The sequence below is a fragment of the Mesorhizobium sp. M4A.F.Ca.ET.020.02.1.1 genome (assembly GCF_004022645.1).
Taxonomy (GTDB): Bacteria; Pseudomonadota; Alphaproteobacteria; order Rhizobiales; family Rhizobiaceae; genus Mesorhizobium.
In genome coordinates this window covers 1-4515 of sequence record NZ_RZOI01000511.1, presented here as the reverse complement: position 1 = coordinate 4515, position 4515 = coordinate 1, and the positions used below count along the sequence as shown (strand labels likewise).

Sequence of the window (4515 nt, the reverse complement as noted above, 5' to 3'; positions counted from 1 at the left end):
CCCTCCGCATGGGCGATCATATCGCCACCGAGCGTGCCCGCCCTGACCTTCGAAAACGCCGCCTGCTGCACGACGTCCACCTCAGCCAGCAGATCCTCCAGCTCTGCGTCCGGCTCGCCGAGAATCCCCATGCGGCAGAGGTCGCCGATATAGCCGTGGTAGTTGCCGCCGGAATCGATCGACAACACCTCGCCCTGCTTCCACGCTTGCGGCGAGGCCGCGCGGTTGTGACTGGAGCCCAGGGTCAGCAGGCAATATTCGAAATGCGCGCCGCGATTGGTCTCCTCGCGCCTCAGCTGCTCGATGATCTCGGTCTTGGTCGTGCCTTCGCGCGCCCATTGGATGGTCGCCAGCATCGAATCGGTGATCAGCTCGGAGGCGACACGCAGCCTCTCGAGCTCGGCGTCGGTCTTGATGGCGCGCATGCGCTCCAGCATGCCGGTCGCATCGATCAGCTTCGCATCCGGCAGCGCCTTGCGAACCAGCGTGTAGGCATCCGACGGCAGGAAGGCCGGCTCGATGCCGATGCGCGCCTCGCCCTTGCCGATCTTCTGCACATGCTCAACGGCGAGATTGGCGGCATCCAGTGTGCCCCAGCAGGCGGCGTGCAAGGTCGGTGTCCAGAACGGGTTGTTCTGGTGCTCGGCGCCCTCCATACGGTTGCCGATATAGGCAGCGCGGTCTGGCCCACCCTTCTCGTAGACAACGATCGGCAGGTAGCGGCTGTGGCCGATCGCATCCATGGCGGCGAAGAAGATGAACTTGTAGCCGCCGAGCAGATATTGCGTGTTGTGCTTGGAGGTGGCGAGCAGCACGTCGATGCCGGCTTCCTCCATCAGCCCGTCCAGCCTGGCCTGGTCGAATGGAATGGCGACCGCATTCTTGCCCGGGGCGATGTTCATTTTTTCTCTCCCTGAATGTGCTGGCCGATCGGGCCGGCTCGCCGGCTGGTTTTGTGGCTGATCATTTGGCTGTCGGCTAAATCTGCATCACTTTGGCTACTCTGGTCCAGCCAGAAATCAGCTTCCGGCCGTCATCGATTGTCACAATGCCGCGTTCTCGCGCGTCAATAGCAACATCTGGTCCTACCAGATTGTTCGACTGAACCGCTTGCCTAACGACTGGTCCAGCGGACGGAAATTTCAAAGCCACGCCAGAATGCGCCAAATCCGTCTCTGGCGAAACCCTTGGCGAGGCTCATAATCGCTGCCGCAACGACGCTCGTGGACAAGCTGGCGTCAAGGGATTGGCGCCCGAGCGGGTGGCGCGGAGGACGGAGGTCGATCATGTCAGCTCTCACCATTTCCAGGCGCACCGTGCTTGCCGGCTCGGCGGCGCTGCTCGCCTCCACCGCGCTGCCGGTGATCGGCCGCGCGCAGACGCCGAAGAAGGGCGGCCGGCTGGTCGTAGCCGCCGACTCCGAGCCGCGCAACCTCAACCCGGCGATCGTCGCCTCCAACGGCGTTTTCTTCATTTCCAGCAAGGTGGTGGAAACGCTGGCCGAATCCTCCTTCGACGGCAAGGACGGGCTCCAGCCGCGCCTGGCACTTTCATGGGAAGGCGCCGCCGATGGCCTCTCGGTGACGTTCAAGCTGCGCGACGGCGTCAAGTGGCATGACGGCAAACCATTCACCTCCGCCGACGTCGCCTTCTCGGCGCTGCAGGTATGGAAGCCGCTGCAGAATCTCGGCCGCACAGTGTTCAAGGACCTGACGGCGGTCGAAACGCCGGACGAGTTGACCGCCATCTTCAAATTCGCCAAGCCGACGCCGTTCCAGCTGATCCGCAATGCCCTGCCGGCGCTTTCGAGCGTCGTGCCGAAGCATGTCTATGAGAGCGGCAAGATCGAGGAGAACCCGGCCAACAACGCGCCGGTCGGCACCGGCCCGTACAAATTCGCCGAATACAAGGCCGGCCAGTACTACCGGCTGGCGAAGAACGCCGACTATTGGGGCAAGGGCGAGCCCTATCTCGATGAGATCGTCTACCAGGTGCTGCCGGACCGCACGTCGGCGGCCGCGGCGCTCGAGGCGGAAGAAATCCAGCTCGCCGCCTTTTCCGCAGTGCCGCTCGCCGACCTCGACCGCATCTCCAAGGTGCCTGGCCTGAAGGTGATCACCAAGGGCTATGAAGGCCTGACCTACCAGCTCGTCGTCGAGATCAACCACCGCCGCAAGGAGCTGGCCGATCTGAAAGTGCGCCAGGCGATCGCGCATGCCATCGACAAGGACTTCGTCGTCAAGACGATCTTCCTCGGCTACGCCGCCACCGCGACCGGCCCGGTGCCGAAGAACGATCCGCAGTTCTACACCGCCGACGTGCCGACCTATGCATTCGACGTCGCCAAGGCCAATGCGCTTCTCGACGAGGCCGGCTACAAGAAAGGCCCCGACGGCAACCGCTTCTCGCTGAAGCTCCTGCCGGCGCCTTACTTCAACGAGACCAAGCAGTTCGGCGACTATCTGCGCCAGGCGCTCGCCGCCGTCGGTATCGACGCCGAACTGGTCAACAACGACTCTCCCGCCCACATCAAGGCCGTCTACACTGACCATGCCTTCGACCTCGCCGTCGGCCCGCCGGTGTTCCGCGGCGACCCGGCGATCTCGACCACCATTCTCGTACAGAGCGGCATCCCGGATGGCGTGCCCTTCTCCAACCAGGGCGGCTACAGGAACGTGGAACTGGATGCGCTGATCGCCAAGGCGTCGGAGACGCTCGATACCGCCGCCCGCACCGAGCTCTACAAGGAATTCCAGAAGAAGGTCGCGGCGGATCTCCCGCTGATCAACGTCGCAGAATGGAGCTTCATCAGCGTCGCCCGCGATACGGTCGGCAACATCGCCAACAACCCGCGCTGGGCGGTGTCGAACTGGGCGGACACTTATCTGGAATCGTGACACATTTGCGCGGATGAGAATTCGCGAAATTATCGTAGGCGTTGAGTTCTACGAGGGCCCCCTCTGTCCTGCCGGACATCTCCCCGGAGATCAGCAGCTTGTCTGTCTCGCCAATTCTGAAACGTTGAAGATTGGCGAAGGCAGAGGCGACAGCCAATCTCCCCCCTTGAGGGGGAGATGTCCGGCAGGACAGAGGGAGGTGCTCAGGCGCGGCATTTCTCATAACCAGCATATCGCCAACCCACCGAGGCGCGCATGACCCGCGCCCTCACCCTCATCCGCCGCCGTCTCCTCGGCAGCGTCTTCGTGCTGCTGATCGTCGTCATCGGCACCTTCCTCCTGCTCGAGGCAGCCCCCGGCGACGCGGTCGACGCCTATATCGTCTCGACCGGCGGCGATGCCGGCATGATCGAGGTGCTGCGCCATCGCTGGGGCCTGGACCAGTCGGAAATGACGCGGCTCGCCAACTATCTCTGGGCGCTGCTGCATCTCGACCTCGGCCAGTCCGTCACCTTCTCCAGGCCGATCCGTGACGTCATCCTCGAACGCTTGCCGACCACGCTTCTCCTGATGGGCAGCGCCACCGCGCTCTCCTTCGGCCTCGGTTCGGCGCTCGGCATCTATGCCGGCGCGCGGCCTGGCAGCTTTCGCGACCGTTTCCTGTCGATCGGCTCATTGGCGCTCTATGCCGTGCCGGGCTTCTGGCTCGGCCTGGTGCTGATCGTCATCTTCGCCGTCGACCTGCGCTGGCTGCCGATCGGCGGCATCGAGACCATCGCCTCCGGCAGGACCGGGCTGTCGCGGGCCGCCGACATTGCCGCCCATCTCGTGCTGCCGGTCGCCGCGCTCGGTTTCATCTATCTCGCGCTTTACCTGCGCATGACGCGCGCCGGCATGGCCGAGGCCTGGCGGCAGGACTTTGTCCTCGCCGCCCGCGCCAGGGGGCTGTCGCGGCGTCGCATCGTGCTCGCCCACGTCGCCCGCAACGCGCTCCTGCCGCTGGTCACTATGCTCGGCCTGCAGTCGGCGCAGATGCTCGGCGGCAGCGTCGTCATCGAAAGCGTCTTTGCCGTGCCCGGCCTCGGCCGGCTGGCGCAGGAGGCCGTCGCGGGACGTGACACGCCGCTGCTTCTCGGCATCATCCTGGTCAGCGCAGTGCTCGTCATCCTCATCAACCTCCTGGTTGACCTCGCCTACGCCCTGCTCGACCCCCGCGTCGGCGCCAGCGAGGCCGGCTCATGCGCCGGCGCCGTCATTTTTGCGACGCTCTTCGCCATGGCGCTTACCGCGCCGCTGCTCTTTCCCGGCGATCCGCAAGCCATTGCAGGTCCGGCATTGCTGTCGCCATTCCAAAACTGGTCGCTGCCGCTCGGCACCGATCGGCTCGGCCGCGACGTGCTGGCCGAGCTTTTCCACGGCGCCCGCACCTCGCTGGCCGTCGGTCTGGCGGCGGCCGCTGCCGCGCTGGTCATTGGCGCGGTGGTCGGCACGCTGGCCGGCTTTGCCGGCGGGCTGATCGACGAGGTGCTGATGCGCATTACCGATGCCTTCCAGACCGTGCCCGGCTTCCTGCTGGCCCTGGCCTTCGTCAGCATTGTCGGCCCTTCCCTCGGTGTGG

2 protein-coding genes and 1 pseudogene are annotated in these 4515 nt (G+C 65.0%); 2 read left to right on the top strand and 1 reads right to left on the bottom strand.

Annotated elements, in window-relative coordinates:
• Positions 1-902: Xaa-Pro peptidase family protein (locus tag EN742_RS25445; protein ID WP_148670247.1), on the bottom strand; the 902-nt coding region annotated here is incomplete at its 3' end.
• A gap of 384 nt (positions 903-1286) precedes the next feature.
• On the opposite strand from EN742_RS25445, the gene EN742_RS25440 reads away from it, so the two are divergent.
• A complete protein-coding gene (locus tag EN742_RS25440) occupies positions 1287-2897 on the top strand; it encodes an ABC transporter substrate-binding protein (protein WP_126058193.1) in 1611 nt (536 codons plus the stop codon).
• 255 nt (positions 2898-3152) lie between these two features.
• Positions 3153-4136 (top strand): annotated as a pseudogene (locus EN742_RS25430) (ABC transporter permease); the annotation flags it as partial.
• Positions 4137-4515: the final 379 nt, after the last annotated feature.

Excerpts from the sequence above, each read along its gene's own strand:
- EN742_RS25440 (WP_126058193.1), top strand. The coding sequence starts at position 1,287 with ATGTCAGCTCTCACCATTTCCAGGCGCACCGTGCTTGCCGGCTCGGCG.